Source organism: Streptomyces sp. NPDC088194 (assembly GCF_040702025.1).
Lineage (GTDB): Bacteria > Actinomycetota > Actinomycetes > Streptomycetales > Streptomycetaceae > Actinacidiphila.
In genome coordinates, this window is record NZ_JBFBIV010000023.1 from 76,203 (window position 1) to 98,134 (window position 21,932).

The window sequence follows — 21,932 nt, forward strand, 5'->3', positions numbered from 1 at the left end:
GGTGATCGATACGCGCCGGCTGCGAACCCTGCGGGCCGTGGCGGACCACCGTACGGTGACCGCCGCGGCCGCCGTGCTGTACCTGACCCCCTCCGCGGTCTCGCAGCAACTCGCGGCACTGGAGGCCGAGGTCGGCCACCAGCTGCTGGTGCGTGACGGCCGCGGGGTCCGGCTGACCGCCGCCGGGGAGATCCTGGTCGCGCACAGCAGCACCGTGCTGGCCCAGCTGGAGCGGGCCGAGGCCGAGCTCGCCGCCTACGCGGGCGGGGCGGCCGGCACCGTGACCGTGGTGTCCTTCGCCACAGGCATCACCACCGTGCTGGCCCGGGCGATGGCCGCGCTGACGCTGTCGTCCCCGGGCATCCGGGTCCGCGTGCGCGACGCCGAGGGCGACGAGAGCCTGGCCATGGTGCTGGACGGGCACGCGGATGTCGCGGTCGCGGTCGAGTACCGCGGTGCGCCGCGCGACGACGACCAGCGGCTGTCCCGGGTGGCCCTGTACGCCGAGCCCTTCGACGCGGTCCTGCCGCGCGGCCACCGGCTGTACGACTGCGAGCGGGTCCGGGTCGAGGACCTCGCCGACGAGTACTGGATCAGCCCCTACCCGGGCAACCCCTGCCACGACGTGGTCACCCTCGCCTGCGAGCTGGCGGGCTTCCAGCCCCGCGTCGCGCACTCGTCCGACGACTTCCGCGCGGTCGCCGCGCTGGTCGGGGTCGGCGCGGGTGTCGCGCTGGTGCCGCGCTCCGCGCTGCGCGGGGTGCACCTGCCCGACGTCGTGATCCGCCCCGTCGCCGGCAGCCCCGCCACCCGCCGGGTCTTCGCCGCGGTCCGGCGCGGCGCCGAGCAGCACCCCCTGATCCGCCCGGTCCTCTCGGAACTCCAGGAGGCAGCCGCCACGGCGAGCCCCGACGCGGACTGACCGGCGCGAGGCGCCGCGCCACAGGCGGTCGCGTCAGGGCGCCTTGATGCCACGGGTCGGCGGGGAGGGCCGCACTGTCGGTGGCAGCGGTCAGAATCGGCCCATGACTTCGGTGACCGCGCAGGACTACGCCTGGATACATTCCTCCCCGCTCTTCGGCCACGCGCTGGAGTGCGGCTACAGCCTGGCCCTGGTGCGGGGCGTGCCCCCGGAGGAGGTGCTGCGGGTCATGGGCGCGGAGCCGCAGGGCACATGCGCGGGGGTCGAGGAGCTGATCCAGCTTCAGGACGAGCTGTGCGACCAGCTGGACCACTCGGACAGCTCCTTCCTCGCCGGCGCGTTCACCGTGCCGGGGGAGGACGACGACTGGACACTCGTCTGGGAACTCGCACGGGGCGGCACGGGCATCCAGCCGCGCTTCATGAAGGCCCTCTCGGCGGGGGGCCGGGCCGTGGAGCACTCCCGCAACGGCGGCAAGCCCATCAACGGCTTCTCCTGGTACGAGGACGGGGAGCTGCGCACCACCTTCGAAGGGCCCACGTTCAGAAGCGGCAGCACCCCCGACGCCCTCCTCCCGATGATGCGCGAGGTCGGCTGCGACCTCCGGGACGAGGACCGCAGGAGCGGCGGCACCGACGACAAGGCGGCGGTCCTCGCCCTGACCGAGCGGCTCACCGGCGTCCGGCTGACGGAGGAAGTGCTCCGGGACGCGCACTACCGGCTCGGGCTCGTCCCCGACGAGCCCGCCGAGGAGTGGACCACCGTCGTCGTCGACATCACCGACGCCCACGGCGAGCGCTTCTACCGGAAGTTCACCCGTGCCCGGATCGAGGAAGCCGCCTCCCGCCGCCGCGCGGAGGCCGACCACCCGAGGATCGACCCCCTCTCCGCCCCGGAGGACACGGTCTGAGCGGTCGGCTCCGGAAGCCCCTCGGGGGTTGGCCGCGGAGCCGACCATGCGGCGGAGCGCTGGTCGGAGGCCGGCGCCGGCGCCGGCGCCGGCAGGTCGCGGCCGGACGGGTCGAGACGGGGGCGGCGCCCCAGCACAGCCGACCGGCGGGTACCGCCGCCGAACCGCGCCGGCCGGAGGGTGGCCGCCCGCCCGCCGGGGCGAAGCCGGCCGCGACAGCCTGCTCACCGGGCAACACCGTTACGACACCCACTTCGTCACCAGCCCTGCCTGGTAAGGCGAGAGCGCCACCTCCACGACCACACCGGCGGCGGCACCCCAGACCGCGCGGGCTGAGAAGGGACCGGCGAAGCGGGCCAGGTGACGTTGCGGGGAGCCCTTGCGGTGAAGCGGCCCTGCCGGTCAGCGCACCCGGAAGACCGGTCCGCGCGGGGTGAAAGGCAGCCCCGCGCCCTCCGGGATCAGGTAGGCGTGCTCGCGGCGGACCCGCAGCACGTCGCACCAGCCGTCGGTGATCACCAGGACGGGGGCCGTCGGCGGGAAGTCGTCGGCCCGCTGCAGCAGGTCGATGCCGGGTTGCAGGACCGTGCCGCCGCGTCCCCTGACCCGTACCCGCCCGGCGATCTCCGTTGGCGCCAGGTACCCGGCGTCGTAGGCGGCGGCGTCACAGAACACCACCCGGGCGGCCGGCACGTCGCGCGCCTCGGCGTAGGAGGCGATCGCGCCCAGTGCCTTGGCGAGCAGCGGGCCGGACATCGAGCCCGAGGTGTCCAGGACGACGCCGAAGGTGCAGCGGGCGACCTCCTCGGGCGGGAAGGAGCGGCCCGCGCGCGGGATGTCGGGGGTCGAGGCCTGGCGCCGGGCGGGCCGGGAGTAGCTGCGTACCAGCTCGGGCCGCGGCACGAACTCGTCGAACCAGCGCGCCAGTTGGGCATCCCACGGGACGGGCGGGTGGGCGAGCGCGCGGATCTCCTGGATCAGTCCGGCCGGTAGCAGGCCACGCTGTCGGTCGGTGTGCAGCTGGTGGCCCTGGACGAGGGCGCGCCGGTAGAACTCGTCGAGGTCGACGGGGTCGGCGGGACGGCCGGGCAGTGGTTCGCCCAGGATGTCGCCGGCGCCCTTGCCGCGCAGGGTCGCAAGGCGCCGGCCACGTCGCAGCCCGGTGGTGATCCGGTCGTACACCTCCTCGGTCGACAGACCCTTCAACTCGGCGTCGTACAACAGCCCTTCGGGCATCGCGCCGACGCTCATCTCCGTCAGCCAGCCGTTGATGACGTAGTCGGCGGCGACGTTGAAGAGATAGTGGTCGCGGGAGCCGCGGCGCCCGCCGTGGCGCAACGCGGCGTGCAGCATCTCGTGGGCGAGGATGAACCGCCACTCCTCGTCCGTGAACCGCTTGAGCGGGTTGATGTAGATCTCGCCGGCGGTGGCGTCCACGGCGGCCACGGAGATGTCGTGCACGCGGGCGAGTTCGGCGTCGGCGACGACGGTCAGTCCGGCCGCGAGGCCGCCGAGCAGCGGGTAGGACGAGACGAACCAGTTGAGGGCGCGATCCCAGGGACGCTGGGCGACGCGCTCACCGGTGAGCCGGTCCCGGCGGCCACCCGCGACGTCCATCGCGGCGGAGACCGTACGGGTCAGGGCGTACGCGAAGGCGAGTTGCCGGTCGGGCAGGACGGTGTTCCAGTGCGGCCACTGGACCAGCAACTGGTCGGGTTCGCCGTCCGCGGTGCCGCACCGCTCGTAGGCGGCCGGGACGCCGGTCTTACGCCAGCGGGCGGCGAGCTGCTCCTCGTCGCCGTCGGGGTAACTCGTGGGGAGGTGGTCGGGGGTGGTGCCGATGGGGAAGGTGGTGAGGAAACGGTTGACGACGGTGCAGCGGGCGGCGAGGTCGAAGCGGTCGGGCTGCTCGCGGGGCTCCTTGGCGGCGGGGAGGTGGCCGAAGCCGAGGTGGAGGAGGGCATGGGCGAGCGCCCAGGCCCACTCGCCGGGTTCGGCTCGGCGGGTGGGGTGGACGTTCACCCGCCCATTGGAGTCCGCCCGGACGAGGCCCTGGCCCGGGGCGTCGGCGTTGCCTTGGGCGCGGACGAAGTCGGCGTCGATGGCTGCGAGGGCGGGGTTGCGGCCCACCAGGTCCACGCCGGCGGCGAAAGCCTCGGCGGCCGGGTCGGGGCGGTCTGCGCCCTGCTTGCGGGACCGGCTCAACGCCGGGCCTCGACCAGGCGCGGCATGTCGCGGGCGGCCTCCACCAGGAACCAGGCGGGCAGCACCGGGTTGCCGTCGGCGTCCTCGGCGATGACGGTCTGGGCGACCTCGACGGAGATCTCGGCGAGCTGGACGAGCAGCGACTTGGCGCGGTAGGCGGTCTCGCGCACGGCGGCCGAGGCGTGCTCGCGCCGGGCCGGGAGCTCCTTGACGAGCCGCCCCCGGAACGCCTCGGCGAGGTAGTAGAGCAGGTCGCGGTCTTCGATGCGGCGGGGCCAGGAGGCGTCTCCCTTGATGATCGCCTCGATGCCGTAGGTGTGTCGCACGATCTTGGCGTACCCGCAGAAGGAGACGGCGTGGGCGGGGGTCAGCGTCCCGTGAGCCACGACCTTCAGCGTCTCCTCGTCCAGCGCCGGCCCGAAGGAGTGCAGCGCGTCGGAGAGCATGTGCCAGGAGCGGGGCGTGGAGAACGGCTCCTCGGTCTTGGGCGGCTGCGACCACAGGTGGTCGGGCCGGTCGGAGAGGTAGTCCACCACCCAGGGGTGGATGCCGTTCTCGCCCGCCCACACCAGCCAGTCGGTGGCCGAGGCACGCAGGTGGACGTGGGTGAGGCGGTTGACGAGTGCGGAGGCGATGGGGCGTGCCAGGGCGTTGTCGGTGGCGCGGTTGCCGGCGCCGATCACGATCGAGCCTGCCGGGAGTTCGTAGTTGCCGATCCGGCGGTCGAGGATGAGAGAGTAGAACGCCTTCTGCACATCCGGGGTCGCGGCGTTGAGCTCGTCCAGGAAGAGGCAGTACGGCTCGTCGCGGGCGATCGCCTCCGGCGGGCAGAACACGGAGCGGCCGTCGCGGATCTGCGGCACGCCGATCAGGTCTTCAGGGGCGAGCTGCGTGCCCAGCAGGCTTACGCACTCAAGGCCCAGGGAGTCGGCGAACTTCCTCACCAGGGAGGACTTCCCGATGCCGGGGGCGCCCCAGAGGAATACCGGGCGGACCGTGGCGAGGCCCAGGAGGAGGTCCGGGATCTGGGTGGGCGTGACGGTTATCGCGGCCTGCAAGCGGTTGGCTCCTCCGCCGGGGATTTTCTGTTCGCCCAGCGTACGGGGGCGGCGAGGGCAGTCGCACCTCGTTTTCCAGGGCCGCTATTCGCCACACGGATACGGGTGTTCCGAAAGACGCGATCGACGCACGTGGGGAGCGCGGATAGCTTCGTTTCCACCCTGTCAACGGCGCGTTGCGGTGAATTCACGGCCACGTCCGGCCACTCTCGCGCGCCAAGCCGGAGAGGAAGTCATGCCGCCCCCCACTCCCGTTGCCAACCACCCCGAAGACCCCGCCCCCGCCTCCGCGCGCACCCGTCTCCCTCGCCGCGTGCTGGCCTGGATGCTGTGTGCCCTGGCCCTGCTCGCTACGGTGCCGCTCATGACGCTGTCCACCGCATCCCCGGCCGCCGCCGCCGACAGCGGCCTCGACCCCAGCCAGTTCCACGGCGTGCACTGGTCCCGCCTCGGCGATAACTTCACCCCCGACCGGCTCGTGCTGCAGGGACTGTCCGCGGACGACGACTACAACTCGGCCAGGAGCAAGGCCGACGCGATGTTCGCCACGTTCCAGAGCACGCTGGGCGCCAACACCGTCCGGCTGCCGATGAACCCGGCCACCGCCGACTGGCACACCTACGACGCCGTCATCGACGCCGCGACCGCCAAGGGCTTCAAGGTCATCCTGTGCTACTGGTCCGAGGACGGCAGCAACAAGATCGCCGACAGCTACCTGCCCACCTGGAACCAGATGTGGGACACGGAGGTCGCCAAGTACCTGTCCAACCCGCTGGTCTACTTCGACCCGATGAACGAGCCGGTCGGCTTCACCACCGCCCAGTGGCTGGACTTCGCCGCCAACTGGATCGCCCGCGAGAGCGCCAACGGCCTGCCCAGGAACCGGATGTTCATCGAGGGCGCCGAGGCCGACTCGGGCGGCTGGGGCAGCGACCTGCGACCGCTGTGCGGTGACTCCCGCTTCGACGGCGTCTACCTCGCGATGCACCGCTACGCCTTCCCCTACGGCGCGCGGAGCTACGACGACTGGGTCAACGACATCAAGACGTACATGGGGAACTGCCCCTCGCGCACCGTCATCGAGGAGTTCGGCGCCGACGCCGACAACGGCATCGACTACGACGCCACTCCGAGCGCCACCACCCCCAAGGAAGTCGCGTTCCTGCGGGCCATCACCGACGTCATACGCGAGTACAACCTCGGTGCCATCTGGTGCCACGGCATCGGCGGCAGGACCACGAGCCCGGACCACGACTCGCTGAACATCCTCCGGCTCTTCAGCGGCTTCGACAGCGGCAGCACCCAGAACCTGCCGCTGTGGACGCCGAACCCCACCGCCGTCAACCGTCTCAAGTACGCCTGGGGCACGCCGAGTTCGGACACCACCCGGCTGCAGAACGTCGGCTACGACGCGTGCCTCGACGTGCCCGGCGCGTCGCAGGCCGACGGCGTCCAGGTCCAGGTCACGACCTGCGGCAGCGGTGACAACCAGCAGTGGACCCGGCACTCCGACGGGACGATCACCGTGTACGGCGGGACGAAGTGCCTGGCCGCCGCGGGTTCCGGTACGACCAACGGCACCCATGTGGTCATCGACGACTGCCAGGGCGGGGCCGGGCAGCAGTGGTACCAGTTCTCCGACGGGACGATCCGCAACGCCGGCTCCAAGCTCTGCCTGGACGCGGACCTGTACAGCGAGCAGAACGTCCAGCTCTGGTCCTGCGGCAACGGCGACAACCAGAAGTGGCAGACCCTGTAGGCAGGCCCTACAGGCAGGGACCGCCACCGCGTACGCGCGCCGCCGGCCACGGGAACCGTCACCGTGACCGGCGGCGGGCATTCCCGCGAACCGCCGCCCGGGCGAACCGCTGGGCGAACCGCCGCCCGGGCGATCCGCCGCCCGGGCGAACCGCCAACGGGAGAAGCCCGCCGCCGGGAGAATCACGAAACCGCCGGCCCGTTTCCGTAAGGCGCCCGTTTCGCCGGAGGAAAGATCCGAAATCCGGATGGACGCCTGCCGATTCTCGCACTTGGGTTTTCCGGAACGGGAATTTACCGTCGGTGACATGACGACTCGCTCCCCGGGGCCCCCTCCGGGCCCCGACCGCTTCCTGAACGACCGCTCCGCAAAGGGAATGCGCGTCACGCGCGCCGGGGCCCGGCACGTTGCCGAAAGGCTCGGGGAAATGCCGCACCCGGCGATCGGTACCGCCCGGCAGGCCACGGTATGAACGGGGAGGCCCTCACCCCGGTCCGGCCGCTGGTCCTGCGCCCGGACGTCGACGACGTCGGAGTGGTCCTCGGCGACGCGCCGGGCGGCGCTCCCGTCATGGTCGGGGGCACGACGGTCCCGGCCGCCACGGACATCCCGGCCGGACACAAGGTGGCGGTGCGCGTGGTCGCCGCCGGACAGCCGGTCCGCAGGCACGGCGAGGTCATCGGGGTGGCGCTGACCGGCATCAGACCCGGCGACCACGTCCATCTGCACAACCTCGGGCCCGGCCAGGACCACCCCGGTGAGCGCGGGTGGTCCGCCCCGCCGGCCTGGTCCCCGCCGGCCGCCCCGACCCGCGACCACTTCCTCGGCTACCGCCGCCCCGACGGCCGGGGCGCGACCCGCAACTACATCGCGATCGTGCCCACCGTGAACTGCTCGGCCACCGTGGCCCGGATGGTCGCGCAGGCCGCGCAACGCGAACACGCCGGCGTGCCCGGCCTGGACGGCGTCATCGCGCTCGCCCACGACCTGGGCTGCGGGATGGCCGAAGGGACCCCGGGCGACGGCCTGTTGCGCCGCACACTGCACGGATACGCCACGCATCCCAACGTGGTGGGGGCGGTTGTGGTCAGCCTCGGCTGCGAGATCAACCAGCCCGGGAACGCCCTCGGCGACGTGGCGGACACCACCGTGACCATCCAGGACGTCGGCGGCACCGCGGCGGCGGTGCGGGCGGCCCTCGCCCAGGTCGCCGAACTCGTCGCCGAGGTAAGGACATTGCGCCGGGAACCCGTTGCGCTGGCCGAACTCACCCTGGGACTGCAGTCCGGCGACGGCGACGCCTGGTCCGGGATCACCGCGAACCCGGCGGTGGGCGTCGCCGCCGATCTGCTGGTGGCCGCGGGCGGGCGGGTGGTCCTCGGCGAGACACCCGCCCTGCACGGCGCCGGGCACCTTCTGCGCCGCCGGGCCGCGACCTCCGGCGTCGCCGTCCGTATCGAGGAACTCCTCGCGTGGTGGCGGGAGTACGCCGCCCGCGAAGGCGCCGGCCCGCACGGCGAACCCACGCGGGAGGACCGGGCCGGCGGCATCACCACGCTCGGCGAGAAGTCGCTGGCCGCCGTACTGAAGGCCGGCACCGCCCCGGTGGAGCACGTCGTCGGGTACGCAGATCCGGTGACCGGAGCAGGGCTGACGCTCATGGACACCCCCGGGCACGGCCCGGTCTCGGCGACGGGCATGGTCGCCGGGGGAGCGACGGTGCTCGCCTCCGTCACCGGCAGCGGCTCGCTGTTCGGCTCCCGCCCGACCCCGTGCGTACGGATCAGCACCACCACCGGGCTCTACCAGGCCATGAGCGGCGACATCGACTTCGACGGTGGACGGGCGACGGCCCGCCCGGAACACGTGACACACGGCCGGCTGCTGTTCGAGGCCCTCGTGGACACCGCGTCCGGACACCCGACCACGGCGGAGCAACTCGGCTTCGGCGCCGAGGAGATCACGCCGTGGCGGATGGGCGCGGTGCTGTGACCGCCACTCGCTGACCCTTCCTGTCCTGACCTTCCCTGCCCTGTTCTGCCCCGCCCCGCGCGAATCGCCGGAATAGCGAACCGTCGGCCTCCGCGGCGCGGTGCAAAGGCATGCCCGCCGCTTGGCGACGGCGGTGGGCAGGGCGGCTATCCGGTTAACGGATTGACGCCTGCTGAAACACGAACTTCACACCCGCGACCCCGGGGCCTAGCGTCGATCGCATCCTGACGAGCGGGAATTCGACGCCGGGAGAAGAGCGGTACCAAGGGCCGTCCCCTGCCATTCCCTTCGGCATGCACGAGAGCGCGACGGCGGAAGGACGCGAGCCCGCCGACGTACACAGGACCGGAACTCCACGGAGGAAGCATGTCTGAGCACTGGGGGCGGATCGGCACATCGCAGCCGGGCACCGCTTGCCCGGCTGACGCGACGGCGGGCTGCGCGTCGCCGGCGCGGGCAACCCCGATCGCCGGGATTGCGAGCCGAGGATGACCGGCCGGGCGCCGACGCTCGCGGTGCGCAACGTGTCGAAGTCGTTCGGTGGCGTCGCCGCGGTCCAGGACGTGTCCTTCACCGTCTCCGGCGGCGAGGTCGTCGCGCTGGCCGGGGAGAACGGCGCGGGCAAGTCCACGGTGAAGAACCTCATCGGCGGCATCCTGCGGCCCGACGCCGGACGGGTCGAGTTCGGCGGGGCCGGGCCCGCAGCCGGCACGGGCGGCGCCAGGCACTCCGGTGTGGCCACCGTCCACCAGGAGACCAGCCTCTTCCCGGACCTGACGGTCGCCGAGAACATCCTCATCGGGCGGCTTCGCACCGGGCGGTCGCCGGTCGTACGGCCAGGGCGGCTGCGGCGGATCGCGGCCCCCCTCCTCCAGCGGGTCGGAGCCCGCTTCGGCCCCGACGCGGTGGTGCGGGACCTGGCCGCCGGGCAGCGCCAACTCGTCGAGATCGCCAAGGCGCTCGCCGCCGACCCGCGCGCCGTCGTCTTCGACGAGCCGACCGCCTCGCTGAACCTCGACGAGCGCGAGCTGGTGATGCGGATCGTCGAGCAACTGCGCGACGACGGAGTGGCGGTGCTCTACATCTCCCACTACCTGGAGGAGATCGCCAGGCTCAGCGGGCGGGTGGTCGTGATGCGGGACGGACGCGTCGTCGGCGACCGGCCGACGGCTGAACTGGACCGGACCACCCTCGAATCGCTCATGGTGGGCCGCGAACTGGCCCGGGGACATCCGGCTCTTCCACGGCCCCGGCCCGACGTCATGCTGTCGGTACGGGATCTGGACGACAACGCGCGGGTGCACGGGATCTCGTTCGACATCGCCCAGGGGGAGATCTTCGGACTGGCGGGACTCATGGGCTCCGGCCGCACCGAGGTCGCCCGGGCCGTCTTCGGGCTCGGCGGCAAGGCGGGGCGGATCGAGGTCGACGGAAAACCGCTGCGCCGTGGCGACGTGCGGGCCGCGATAGCGGCCGGAATGGCGTTCGTCACCGAGGACCGGGCGCACGAGGGGCTGTTCCTCGACCGCCCCATCCGGGAGAGCCTGTCCAACGTCGTGCTCGGCTCGGTGTCCGCCTCCCGGTGGGGCGGTTGGCTCAGGAGCGGCGCGGAACGCCGTCTCACCGGGGAACTCGCCGCCAAGGTGCGGCTGGTCGCGCGCGGCGGGCTGGAGTCAGGCGGCCGTTCGCTGAGCGGGGGAAACCAGCAGAAGGTCGTGATCGGCAAGTGGCTGGCCGGCAGGCCCCGGCTGATCATCCTGGACGAGCCGACCCGGGGCATCGACGTGGGCGCGAAGGCGGAGATCCACCGCCTGCTCGTCGACCTGGCCCGCGCCGGTTCCGCGATCCTGCTGATCAGTTCGGAGATGGAGGAGGTGCTCGGCCTCAGCCACCGCGTCGGGGTCATGTACGACGGCGCCCTGGCCGGTGTCCTGGACCGCTCGCAGGCCACCCAGGAAGCGGTCATCCGGCTCGCCACGGGAGGCGGGCGATGAAGCCGGCCACCCGGGTCCGCGACGTCCGGGACATCCGCGACATCCGCGATGTCCGCTACGTCCGCGACGCTCTTCTCGCCGGTGTGCGGCGGCAGCCGCTGCTGCCCGTCCTCCTGGTCCTGCTGGCCGCGCTGTCCGTGTCCTACGGCGGTTTCGCCGGCACCGCGAACTTCCGCAACATCGCCGTCCAGGCGAGCCCGTTGACCATAGCCGCCGTCGGCGCCACCTACGTGATCATCACGGCGGGCATCGACCTGTCCGTCGGCTCGATGCTCTTCCTGGCGGCCGCCATCGAGTCCAGCGACGCCCTGTCCGGCGGACCGGCCGGCCTGGTCTTCCTCGCGGTCGCGGCGGCCGGCGTGGGCATGGGGCTGGTCAACGGCGCCGCGGTCGCGACGACCCGGGTGCCGGCCCTGGTCGTCACCCTCGCCACGCTCCAGGTCTTCCGCGGCGCGGGCGGGCACATCACCGGCCAGCAGAACATCACCCTGCCGGCGAACCTGCGCGGGATCGGCACGGCGACCGCGCTCGGCGTCCCCGTGCCGGTATGGCTGGCGGCGGGCACGGCCGTCGGCGGGGGACTGCTCTTCAGCCGCACCGTGTTCGGCAGGTACCTCCAGGCGGTGGGCTCCCATCGGGAGGCGGCCGTGCACGCGGGCCTTCCCGTGCGGCGGGTCACCGTCGGGGCGTACGCGCTGGCCGGACTGCTGGCCGCGCTCGCCTCCCTGACCCAGACCGGCCGCCTCGGCGCGGTGCAGCCGTCCATCGGCCAGGGGTACGAACTGACCGTCGTCACCGCCGTGGTCCTCGGCGGCACCAGCCTGTTCGGCGGCCGGGGGAGCGTCACCGGCACCGTGCTGGGCGCGCTCGTCCTCACCACCGCGCAGACCGGCCTGGTGTTCTCGGGAGCCTCGCCCTACGTCTTCGACATCGTGCGGGGCGCGGTGCTGCTCGTCGCCGTTCTGGCGGCCGCGGTGCGGTGGCGGGAGCTGGTCCGGGCGGTCGCGCCGGCCGGTGGCGCTCCGTGGGGCAGGGGCCGGACCGAGCCGGCGGAAGCCGGCGCAACCATGATGAAGGAGTTCAGATGAGACGGTACCCCGTTGCCCGATGCGCGGCCGTGGCCGCCATGGCGACCCTGGCACTCGCGGCCTGCGGCCCTACCTCCACGTCCGGCTCGGGAGCGGCGTCAGGAAAGGGCCACGGCACGATCGGGGTCAGCTTCGACCTGCTCAACGCGGTCCGCACGTCGGAGAAGTCGGCCATCCAGAAGGCGGCCGCCTCGGCCGGCTACAAGGTGGTCTTCGACGTCGCCGACCAGGACGCCCAGAAGCAGGCGTCGCAGATCCAGGACCTGATCCAGACCCGCCGGGTCGACGCCCTGATCGTCATCGCCCAGGACGGCAAGCAGATCGCCTCCTCGATCAGCCTGGCCAAGGCCCGCCACGTCCCCTTCGTCACCATCGACCGGGCGGTCGCCGACGAGCAGGACATCTCCTTCCAGATCACCGGAGACCCCAAGGCCGACGGCGAGTTGGCGGCGGACGAGTTCATCGCGGCGGCCAGGACCAAGCCGCTGAAGGTCCTCGAACTGGTGGGCGCGCTGACCGACCAGAACGCGATCGGCCGCCGGGACGGGTTCGGCGACACCCTCAAGGGCAACCCGAAGGTGACCGTGGTGAGCCAGGTGCCCACCAACTGGGACCCGTCCCAGGCGCTGGACGGCACCTCGAACGCGCTGCAGAAGAACCCCGGCATCAACGCGGTCTTCGTCCCCTCGGACTTCCTCCTGCCGTCCGTGCAGTCGGCACTGACCACCGCCAAGCGGCTGGCACCGGTCGGCGACCCCCAACACGTCTTCCTCGTGACGATCGACGGCGACCAGAACGGCTGCAAGGCCATCCGCGACAAGACCCTGGACGCCGACATCGCCACCCGCGTCGACCAGTTCGGCAAGGAGGCCGTCACGTCGATCACCACGGCGCTGGCCGGCAAGGACGTCGTGCCCAGGACGGTCCGCAGCGCCGGCGTCACCCTCGACCAGGCCAACCGCGCGGCCACCGAGTCCCGGGTCTGGGGTTGTGGTGGCTAGCTCCAGGACCGGTGAGGACCCGGCGCACGCGTCCGCCCCCGTGACCCCGGCAATCGACACCGACACCGACACCGACACCGACGCCGACGCAGGCGTAGGCGCCCGACCGCGACCGGCGCCCCTGGCCCGGCTGCGCGATCCGGTCCGCCGGCCCGCATGGTTCGCGGACCTGTCGATGCTGCCGGCCCTCGCCGTGCTGATCGTCGTGCTGAGCGTGACCACCGACGGGCTGCTGACGTCCTCGAACATCATCAACGTGTTCAGCCAGTCGACCGTGGTCGCGATCGCGGCCATCGGGGCGACCTTCGTCATCCTCACCGGGGGCATCGACCTGTCCACCGGGAGCGTGATCGGGGCGAGCGGTGTCGCGGGCGCCTGGGTCATCACCACCGTCCACAGCGTCCCGGCGGGCATCGCGTTCGCGCTCCTGGTCGGCGCCGGCATCGGGGCACTGGTGGGCCTGCTCGTCGCCAGGCTGCCCGTCGTGCCGTTCGCGGTCACCCTCGCCGCGCTGTACGTCGTCAGCGGCGGCACCACGCTGCTCAGCCACGGCAGGACCATCGCCCCCGTGCCGGCCGGATTCATCGACTTCAGCATCGACGGTCCCGGCGGCGTGCCGTACGCGGTGTGGATGACGCTCGGGCTGTACGTGTGCGCGCAGATCGCCTTGACCCGTACGGCCTGGGGACGCCGCGTCATCCTGCTGGGCGCCAGCGAGGAGGTCGCCCGTGTCAACGGCGTCAGCGTCGGCCGGGTGAAGGTCGGCGTCTACGCGGTGGCGGGCCTGTTCTCGGCGCTGGCGGGCGTCGTCCTGACCTCCGAACTGGCCGGGGCCGGCGCGAGTATGGGCAGCCCCTTGCTGCTCAACGTCGTGGGCGGAGTCGTGCTGGGCGGGACCAGCCTGTTCGGCGGCCGGGGGAGCCTGCTGCGCACCGCGACAGGGGTGCTGTTCCTCGGGTTCCTCTCCAACGGGATGAGTCTGCTGGGACTGGCCTCCTACGACCAGCAGATGGTGACCGGCGCGCTCATCTTCCTGGCCGCCAGTGCCGACGGCCTCGCCCGCTGGGTGCGGCCGCGGACGGCCGCCGCCTGACCGGCGGGACGGTGGGCCGGGTGCTCCCGCGGCCGCCTTCTCCCGACGCCGCCTTCGGCCGGCCGATCCGCATACCGGATGACGCTCTTCCGCCGGACGCGCTGTCGGCACGGAGAACCGCTCCCTATGATCGGGACTACGGCCGCGGCCGTACTCCGGTCCCTCATTGTTCCTTGTCCGCAACCGGCCGGCAGGAAGCCGGCACGGACGTGTGCGATTGGATTCCGGGTGATTGACGATCCACACCAGCAGTTGGTCACTCCGCTCGTCGCCCGTCCCGGTCCCGACAACGTGGGGCTCGTCCTGGCGGACGTCGCCGCGGGCACGGAAGTCGCCGTCGACACCGGCGCCGTGCCCGCACGCGGCGACATCCCGGCCGGCCACAAGATCGCGCTGAAGGCGATCGCGCGCGGCGCCGCGGTGCGCAAGTACGCCGAGACGATCGGCCACGCCACGGCGGACATCGCGCCCGGGGACCATGTGCACCTGCACAACATGGGGGTGGGGCGGGAGCCGGCCGCCTCGTCCGCACGCGGTGCGGCGACGGCCGGGTGGCAGCCGCCCGCGGCGCCCACCCGCGAGCACTTCCTCGGCTTCCGGCGCCCGGACGGGCGGGCCGCCACCCGCAACTACCTCGCCGTGCTGCCGGCCACCGGGTCGTCGGCGACCGTGGCACGGCTCGTCGCCCAGGCGGCGGGCGCGGCGCACGCGGGCCGGGCCGGCCTCGACGGAGTCGTGGCCCTCACCCACGACCTGGGCCGCGACACGCCGGACGGTGGCCCCGGCGCGGACATCCTGCGCCGGACCCTGCACGGCTACGCCGCCCACGCGAACATCGCCGGCGTCCTGCTGGTCGGGCTGGGGGGCGAGGCCGGCCAGGTGGAGAGCGGCCTCGGGGCCGCCCCCGTCGAGGAGTTGACGATCCGGGACCACGGCGGCACCGCCGCCGCGGTGGCCGAGGGACTGCGCCGGATCGCCCGCCTGGCGGACCGGACGGCGCGGCCGCGGCGCGAGCCGATCCCGGTGTCCGAGCTGGTCCTCGGCCTGCAGTGCGGCGGCAGCGACGCCTACTCGGGCCTGACCGCCAATCCGACCCTGGGCGTGGCCGCCGATCTGCTGGTGGCCGCCGGCGGCCGGGTCGTGCTCGGTGAGACACCCGAGATCCACGGCGCCGAGCACCTGCTGAAAGACCGCGCGGCCACGCCGGAGCTGGCCGGGCGCATCGACGAACTGCTGCGCTGGTGGCAGGAGTACACCCGCCGCAACGGCGCCGCACTGGACGACAACCCGTCCGCCGGCAACCGCGCGGGCGGTATCACCACCATCTGGGAGAAGTCGCTCGGCGCGGTGCTGAAGGCCGGCACCAGCCCGCTCAACGCGGTGGTGGACTACGCCGAGCCGGTCACCGCACCCGGCCTGACCTTCATGGACACCCCCGGGTACGACCCGGTGTCGGCGACCGGCATGGTTGCCGGCGGCGCCAACCTGCTGGCGTTCACCACCGGTCGGGGCTCGCTGTTCGGCTCCCGCCCGGTGCCCTGCGTGAAGATCAGCACGACCACCCGGCTGTTCCGGCACATGACGGGCGACGTCGACTTCGACGCGGGACCCGCCCTGTCGCACGCGGAGCAGGTCCGCCACGGCACCCGCTTGTTCGAGCTGCTGGTGGACACCGCGTCGGGACGGTCGAGCAAGTCCGAGGAACTCGGTTTCGGCGCGGAGGAGATCGCGCCCTGGCGGATGGGAGCCGTACTGTGACGGACGTTTTCTCGCCCGGTCGGTACCGGTTGGGGGAAGGGCCGCTGTGGGACGCCCGGACCCGCACGCTGTACTGGGTGGACATCGTGGCCGGGGAGATCCTCAGCCGGACGGAGGGCGACGACGCCCCGCACGTCCTGCGGCTGGGCGTGCAGGTCGGCTGCCTCGGGCTCACCGAGGACCCCGGCGTCCTGGTCGCGGGCCTGCGCGACGGCTGGCACCTCGTCGAGGTGCGCACCGGACGGCGGCGGCTGCTGGCCGACCCGGAGGCGGACCGCCCGTCGTGCCGCTTCAACGACGGAGGCGTGGACCCGACCGGACGCTTCTGGACCGGGTCGCTGGAGGACAGCGAGTCCGGCCCGGACGGACGGCTCTACCGGCTCGACGGCGACGGCACCTACCGCACGGCCGACGAGGGCTTCCACTGCTCCAACGGCATCGACTGGTCGCCCGACGGCCGGCGGATGTACTTCGTCGACTCCCGGCAGCACCGCATTCACGCCTACCGCTTCGACCTCGCCGACGGCTCGATCGGCGAGCGCGAGGTCTTCGCCGACACGACCGGCCTGGACGGCGTCCCCGACGGGCTCCGGGTCGACGCGGCCGGCGACGTGTGGTGCGCGTTCTGGGACGGCGCCCACCTCACCCGTTTCGCCCCGGACGGATCGGTCCGCGAGAGCGTCGCGCTGCCGGTGCTGCGGCCCACCAGCGTCGCCTTCGGCGGCCCCGGCCTGCGCACGATGTACATCACCTCCGCCTCGCACGGCCTCACCGACGACCAGCTCCGGCAGTGGCCGCTGTCCGGCGCCGTGCTGCGCCGCGAGGCCACCACACCCGGGCTGCCCGGACACGTCTTCACCACCGCCCTCACGATCGAAGAAACCGAAGAAGCAGGCGATCAATGAGATTCACCGACAAAGTCGCGGTCGTCACCGGTGCCAACTCCGGCATCGGCCGCGCCACCGCCGTCCGGCTGCTGGCCGAAGGCGCCCGCGTGCTCGCCGTGGACCTGCGCCATGACGAGCCCTGGCCGGAAGCCGGCACCGACCGGTTGCGCACCCTCGGCCTCGACATCGCCGACGAGGACGCCGCCGACGTGCTGACCGCCACCCTGCGCGAGGGCTACGAGCGGGTCGACGTGCTCGCCAACGTGGCGGGCGTCCTGCACATCGCACCGTTCCTCGACGTGCGCCGCGCCGACTGGGACCGCGTCATGGCGGTCAACCTCACCGGCACGTTCTTCCTCGCCCAGGCCGTCGCCCGGATGATGGTCGAGGCGGACGTCCGCGGCCGCATCGTCAACGTCTCGTCGGTGCACGCGGTGGTCTCCGAACCGAGCGCCGCCCCGTACACCGCGACCAAGGGCGGCCTCGAAGCGATGACGCGCACGATGGCCTCCGAACTCGCGCCGCACGGCGTCACCGTCAACTGCGTGCGGCCCGGGCCGGTGCGCACCGGCATGAGCGCGCCGATCTACACGCCCGACGTGGAGCGGGCACTGGCCTCCCGGGTGCCCCTGGGCATCGCACCGCCCGAGTGGATCGCGGCGGCGATCTGCTACCTGGCGTCCGACGAGGCGTGCTTCACCACGGGCGCCTGCCTCGACGTCGACGGCGGCTACGCCATGGACGGCGCGCTGCCCGGATTGGCGTACACGTGAGCGCCGCGCGCCCGCGGGTCGCGGTGGTCACCGGCGCGGCCTCCGGCATCGGCCGGGTCACCGCGCACCGGCTGGCGCAGGCGGGATACGACCTGGCGCTGATGGACGTCGACCGGGACGGCCTGGCCCGGACCCGCGCGGAGATCGAGGACGCGGGCGGCGCGGCGCGGGCGTTCCCCGCCGACCTGCGCAACCCGGACGAGGTCGGCTCGGTCACCCGTGAAGTCGCCGTCACCCGCGGCGCACCCGCCCTGCTGGTCAACGTGGCGGGCATCGGCCTGGCCGCCACGGTGCTGGAGACCAGCGACGAGGACTGGGACCGCGTGCTGTCGGTCAATCTCACCGGGCCGTTCCTGACCGCCCGCGCGATGCTGCCGCTGATGCTCGACAGCGGCGGCGGGGTGATCGTCAACGTCGCCTCGGTCGCCGGCCAGGTGGGCCTGCCGCGGCGGGCCGCGTACTGCGCCTCCAAGGCGGGGCTGGTCGGCCTCACCCGGGCCATCGCGGTCGACCACGCCAAGGACGGCATCCGGTGCGTGGCGATCTGCCCCGGCACCGTGGCGACGGAGTGGGTCGACACGATGGTGGCGAACGCACCCGACCCGGCCGCGGCCCGGCAGGCCATGGCCGCCCGGCAGTTGGACGGGCGGCTCGGCTCGCCCGAGGAGGTCGCGGCCACTATCGCGTTCGTCGCGGGACCCGAGGGCCGCTTCATCAACGGGACCGCGCTGATCATCGACGGCGGCCTCACCGCGGCCTGACGGCTCCGGCCCGGCCCGGCCCGGCTGTCCGCGAGCACATCCCTAGAGGCGTCGGCGTCGGCGGGGGTAGCTTGGCCCGCACACGAAAGGAACTCCAGTGACCCTTTCCACCGGCGACGATGGTCTCCCGTCAGAACAGGGAACCATGGTGACGCGCGACGCGATGTCTCTGCAGACGGCGTGGCTGCGCAGTTTCCTCGCGGTCGCCGACCGAGGGGGATTCGGTACCGCGACGCACACCCTGCACCTCTCGCAGTCGCGGGTGAGCGCGCACATAGCCGCGCTGGAACACGCCCTGGGCGTCTCGCTCTTCGACCGCAAGGCCCGCCCGATCTGCACCACCCCGGCCGGAGAGCTCTTCTACGGGCACGCCCAGGCGGCGCTCCAGGAGTTGCAGCGCGGTGTGGACGCCGCCCGCAGCACGCAGGACCAGTTCGTCGCGCACCTCACCGTCGCCAGTTACCCGTCGGTGAGTTCCACCTATCTGCCGGCGCTGCTGCAGGTCCTGAAGTCCGAGTGCCCCGGGCTCACCGTGGAGCTGTGGGAGGGGACGGCGGCCACCTTGGAGGAGGCCGTCGCGACCGGTGTCGTCGACATCGCGTTCCGGCCCACGCTGCCGAAGATGCGTGAACCCACGCTGTGCCACCGCACGATCTGGCGGGAGGACATCGTCGCGGTGATGCGCGACAGCGATCCGCTCGCCGCGGAACCCCTGATCGGCATCGACGACATCCTGTCCCGGCCGCTGATCGGCAACCCGGCCGGTTCGGAGGAGGAGGGCGGCGGCTTCGACCTGCGGCACATGCTCGGGGAGTACGAGTCGAAGGCGGACGTCGCCTACCTCACCGACCACCCCGCGACTCTCGTCGCCCTGGTCCGCTCCGCGTTCGGCATCGGCGTCATCAACCAACTCGCCGTGCAGACCACGCCGGTCGACGGGCTCGCGGTCCGCCGGATCAAGTCGCCCACCGCGCACCGCGACGTCGCCCTGTTCTGGACCCGGCGGCGTTCCAGCAACGCGGCCGTCTGCGCCTTCCTGCACGCCCAGGAGCACACACCGCTGCCCGCGGGCGTACGGCCGCTGCACGCCGAGGCGTGAGCCGTCGCGGTCGGCGCGCGGAACCGACGTGCGGTCAGCTTCCCCAGATCCGCTCGGCGTAGCGGACGAAGTTGCCGCCCATGACCCGGGCGATGCGCTCCTCGGACCAGCCGCGCCGCTCCAGCAACCCGATGAGCCTGCGGAACTGGTCGACGCCGCGCAGGTCCACCACGAAGGGGAAGGTGTCGGCGCGTTCCCCGGCCGCGCCGACCCCGGCGCGGCGGCGCTCCGCCACGTGCTCGGCCAGCGTGGCCCGGTAGCCGTCGAGGTCGTCGATCGCGGTCACCGGCCCGTCGGTGCCGATGCCGACCGCCTCCTCGCCGCACACGTTCACCGCGTGGACCAGGTGCTCGACCACGTCGTCGGCGGTGGGGTGGCCGGAGGCGGCGAGGAAGGGCATGAAGTAGATCCCGACGAAGCCGCCGCGCTCGGCGACCAGGCGCAGTTCCTCGTCGGTCTTGTTGCGCGGCAGGTCGCACAGCGCCCGGCAGCCGGTGTGGTTGATCGAGACCGGCGCGCCGGCGATCCGGGCCGCCTCCAGGCAGGTGTTCTCGCCGCTGTGGGAGAGATCGACCATCAGCCGGTGCTCGCCCAGCCGTTCGACGACCTCCCGTCCGAAGGGGCTGAGCCCGCGGTTCTGCGGTGCCATGGAGCCGTCGCCGATGTGGTTCGCCTGGTTGTAGGTCAGCTGCACGACCCGGACGCCGAGGCGGGCGAACTCCGCCACCCGGTCCAGGTCACGGCCGATGGCCACCGCGTTCTGGAACCCGTAGACCACGCCGATCCGGCCCTCCTCGCGGGCGCGGAGGATGTCCCGTGCGGTGAGCACCTTGAGCAGGTCCGCCCGGTGGTCGCGGAGGATGCCGTCCCACACCTCGATCTCGGCGAGGGTGTGCGGGTAGGGCTCCATGTCGCCGATGGTGTAGCCGAGCGTGATGTTCACGGCGGTCAGCCCCGAGGCGCGGGCGTCGGCGACGGTGCGTTCGTCGACGCGGATGTCGCTGCTGCTCTGGACCAGGGACCCGGCGGTCTCCGCGGACGCGTTCGGGTTCTGCAGTTCGCCGAGGGCGTTGACGATCAGCGGGGTGCGGGTGCTCACTTCGCCACCGCCGTTCCCGTGGCGGGGGCCGGCTCGACGAAGTCCGCACGGTGGTGCGGGCGGCCGCGCTTGACGACCGTGCGGACGCTGCGCAGGGCGGCGGCCAGGTCGGCCGCCGGGTCGGCGCCGAGGATGACCAGGTCGGCGATCTTGCCCTCCTCGACGGTGCCGCGCTCGTGCTCGGCTCCGAGGCTGCGCGCGCCGATCAGGGTGGCGCTGCGGATGACCTGAAGGGGCGTCATGCCGCACCGCTCGTGGAGGTGGACCAACTCGTCGTGCAGGGGCGGCCAGGCCGAGGCGGGGTCCGGGTCGCTGTCGGTGCCGGTGGAGATCTCCACACCGGCCCGGTGGGCCTGGGCGGTGATCGCGGCGGTGACGGCGTCGTTGGCGAGGGCGCGCTCGCGTGGTTCCGCGGCGTCGCCGGCCTCGGCCGCGATCCTGCCCCACATCGACGCGGTGGCGTCCAGGATCGTGCCCCGGGCGCGCATCATCCCGAACAGGGCCTCGATCGCCGGGTCGTCGCCCCGCTCGAACCGGGCCGCGTCCACCGGCGGCTTGGTCCGGTAGCGGATCAGCGGTCCCTCTGCGGCCTCGTGGACCAGCAGGCTCGCGTGCGAGATGCTGTCGACTCCGGCGGCGACCACCTCGCCCGGCTTCGCCGGGAACACGGCGGCGTGCGCCCAGACCAGGAGCCCCTGCCGGTGCGCCTGCGCCGTGATGGCGGCGACCCGGTCCGCCGGCAGGTCCGCGTAGATCTTGATCGCGGTGGCGGAGGTGCCGCGCGCCATGGCGACGGCGAGCGGAAGGTCGGTGTCCTCGTCCACCGCCTGCATCCACGGGTTCCGGCCCGGTATCGCGCCCTGGGAGACCTGCCAGGTCCGCCGGTCGTCGAAGAAGGTCGGGCCGGCCATCAGCGCGGCGTAGTACAGGTCCGGGGCGGGGATCTCGCCGACCCGGGAGGCGCGGGCCAGGTCGCCGACCTGGCGCAGGTCGTCGGCCATGTCGCGGGCCGTGGTCACGCCGCCGAACAGGTCGCGGCGCAACACGGCCTCGGCGACCGGGCGGTTGGGCGGTGTCGCCAGGTGCTGGTGCGAGTCGATCAGGCCGGGCAGGACGAACGCGCCCGTCACGTCCACGACTTCGGCGTCGCGGAAGTCGGCGGGGTCGACCTCGGCGTCGGCGGCGACCCGTACGATCCGCTCGCCGTCGACCACGATCGTGGTCCCGGGGCGGCCGGCCTCGCCGGTGCCGTCGACGAGGGTCGCGCCACGGTAGAGCACCACGGTGCCGGCCGGCGCCGGGGCGAAAGGCGTCGGGGCGGCGACGGGCTCGTCACTCATGGGTCGGTTCTCCCTCCAGGCCCGGACTGTTACATTGCTTGCAACAGGTGATCCGTTGGTCGGAACAGCGGCCACCCTACCCGCCCCTCGGACGGGGTGGCGGACCCGCCCGCGAGCCGCCGGGGAGGCCGAGGCGCCCCGCGCGTCCGGCGACCTCCGCCGGCGCGGAGCGCGCGGGCGTCCGCGGACCCGT

General features: G+C 73.0%; 17 protein-coding genes. 13 read left to right on the top strand and 4 right to left on the bottom strand.

Annotated elements, in window-relative coordinates:
• Position 1: 1 nt before the first annotated feature.
• Positions 2-922, top strand: a complete 921-nt coding sequence (locus AB0399_RS15320) for a LysR family transcriptional regulator (RefSeq protein ID WP_366411589.1) — start codon at positions 2-4, stop codon at positions 920-922.
• 103 nt (positions 923-1,025) lie between these two features.
• Positions 1,026-1,832, top strand: a complete 807-nt coding sequence (locus AB0399_RS15325) for a DUF6461 domain-containing protein (RefSeq protein WP_366411590.1) — start codon at positions 1,026-1,028, stop codon at positions 1,830-1,832.
• A 402-nt stretch (positions 1,833-2,234) separates the two neighbouring features.
• Here AB0399_RS15325 and AB0399_RS15330 read toward each other — a convergent pair whose 3' ends face one another.
• Both AB0399_RS15330 and AB0399_RS15335 read right to left on the bottom strand, forming a co-directional pair.
• The gene (locus AB0399_RS15330; RefSeq protein WP_366411591.1) at positions 2,235-4,037 is read right to left on the bottom strand and encodes a VWA-like domain-containing protein; all 1,803 of its coding nucleotides are present in this window, start codon (positions 4,035-4,037) and stop codon (positions 2,235-2,237) included.
• The gene (locus tag AB0399_RS15335; protein WP_366411592.1) at positions 4,034-5,095 is read right to left on the bottom strand and encodes a MoxR family ATPase; all 1,062 of its coding nucleotides are present in this window, start codon (positions 5,093-5,095) and stop codon (positions 4,034-4,036) included. Before AB0399_RS15335 ends, AB0399_RS15330 begins: the two co-directional genes overlap by 4 nt.
• A 364-nt stretch (positions 5,096-5,459) precedes the next feature.
• Between AB0399_RS15335 and AB0399_RS15340 the strand changes: the two genes are divergently transcribed.
• The 11 genes from AB0399_RS15340 (at position 5,460) to AB0399_RS15390 (ending at position 19,300) form a co-directional block, all read left to right on the top strand.
• Complete coding sequence (locus AB0399_RS15340; RefSeq protein WP_366411593.1) at positions 5,460-6,854, top strand: ricin-type beta-trefoil lectin domain protein; 1,395 nt, start codon at positions 5,460-5,462, stop codon at positions 6,852-6,854.
• Between the two features lie 468 nt (positions 6,855-7,322).
• Positions 7,323-8,846 carry an altronate dehydratase family protein gene (locus AB0399_RS15345; protein ID WP_366411594.1) on the top strand — a complete coding sequence of 508 codons (1,524 nt, stop codon included), beginning with the start codon at positions 7,323-7,325 and terminating at the stop codon, positions 8,844-8,846.
• A gap of 488 nt (positions 8,847-9,334) precedes the next feature.
• The gene (locus AB0399_RS15350; protein ID WP_366411595.1) at positions 9,335-10,840 is read left to right on the top strand and encodes a sugar ABC transporter ATP-binding protein; all 1,506 of its coding nucleotides are present in this window, start codon (positions 9,335-9,337) and stop codon (positions 10,838-10,840) included.
• Positions 10,837-11,928, top strand: coding sequence for an ABC transporter permease (locus AB0399_RS15355; protein ID WP_366411596.1), 1,092 nt, complete (start codon positions 10,837-10,839; stop codon positions 11,926-11,928). The genes AB0399_RS15350 and AB0399_RS15355 overlap by 4 nt, the downstream gene beginning before the upstream one ends.
• Positions 11,925-12,929: a sugar ABC transporter substrate-binding protein gene (locus tag AB0399_RS15360; RefSeq protein WP_366411597.1), complete on the top strand. Its 1,005-nt coding sequence runs from the start codon at positions 11,925-11,927 to the stop codon at positions 12,927-12,929. Before AB0399_RS15355 ends, AB0399_RS15360 begins: the two co-directional genes overlap by 4 nt.
• Complete coding sequence (locus AB0399_RS15365) at positions 12,922-14,022, top strand: ABC transporter permease (RefSeq protein WP_366411598.1); 1,101 nt, start codon at positions 12,922-12,924, stop codon at positions 14,020-14,022. The genes AB0399_RS15360 and AB0399_RS15365 overlap by 8 nt, the downstream gene beginning before the upstream one ends.
• Positions 14,023-14,250: 228 nt before the next feature.
• Positions 14,251-15,780 carry an altronate dehydratase family protein gene (locus tag AB0399_RS15370; RefSeq protein WP_366411599.1) on the top strand — a complete coding sequence of 510 codons (1,530 nt, stop codon included), beginning with the start codon at positions 14,251-14,253 and terminating at the stop codon, positions 15,778-15,780.
• A complete protein-coding gene (locus tag AB0399_RS15375) occupies positions 15,777-16,685 on the top strand; it encodes an SMP-30/gluconolactonase/LRE family protein (RefSeq protein ID WP_329373342.1) in 909 nt (302 codons plus the stop codon). Before AB0399_RS15370 ends, AB0399_RS15375 begins: the two co-directional genes overlap by 4 nt.
• Positions 16,682-17,440 carry an SDR family oxidoreductase gene (locus tag AB0399_RS15380; protein WP_366411600.1) on the top strand — a complete coding sequence of 253 codons (759 nt, stop codon included), beginning with the start codon at positions 16,682-16,684 and terminating at the stop codon, positions 17,438-17,440. The genes AB0399_RS15375 and AB0399_RS15380 overlap by 4 nt, the downstream gene beginning before the upstream one ends.
• Complete coding sequence (locus AB0399_RS15385; protein WP_366411601.1) at positions 17,437-18,201, top strand: SDR family oxidoreductase; 765 nt, start codon at positions 17,437-17,439, stop codon at positions 18,199-18,201. The genes AB0399_RS15380 and AB0399_RS15385 overlap by 4 nt, the downstream gene beginning before the upstream one ends.
• A gap of 163 nt (positions 18,202-18,364) precedes the next feature.
• Positions 18,365-19,300 carry a LysR family transcriptional regulator gene (locus tag AB0399_RS15390; protein WP_329373348.1) on the top strand — a complete coding sequence of 312 codons (936 nt, stop codon included), beginning with the start codon at positions 18,365-18,367 and terminating at the stop codon, positions 19,298-19,300.
• A 34-nt stretch (positions 19,301-19,334) separates the two neighbouring features.
• On the opposite strand, the gene AB0399_RS15395 is transcribed toward AB0399_RS15390, so the two are convergent.
• Complete coding sequence (locus AB0399_RS15395; protein WP_329373350.1) at positions 19,335-20,399, bottom strand: membrane dipeptidase; 1,065 nt, start codon at positions 20,397-20,399, stop codon at positions 19,335-19,337.
• Positions 20,396-21,739, bottom strand: coding sequence for an amidohydrolase family protein (locus tag AB0399_RS15400; RefSeq protein ID WP_366411602.1), 1,344 nt, complete (start codon positions 21,737-21,739; stop codon positions 20,396-20,398). The genes AB0399_RS15395 and AB0399_RS15400 overlap by 4 nt, the downstream gene beginning before the upstream one ends.
• Positions 21,740-21,932: the final 193 nt, after the last annotated feature.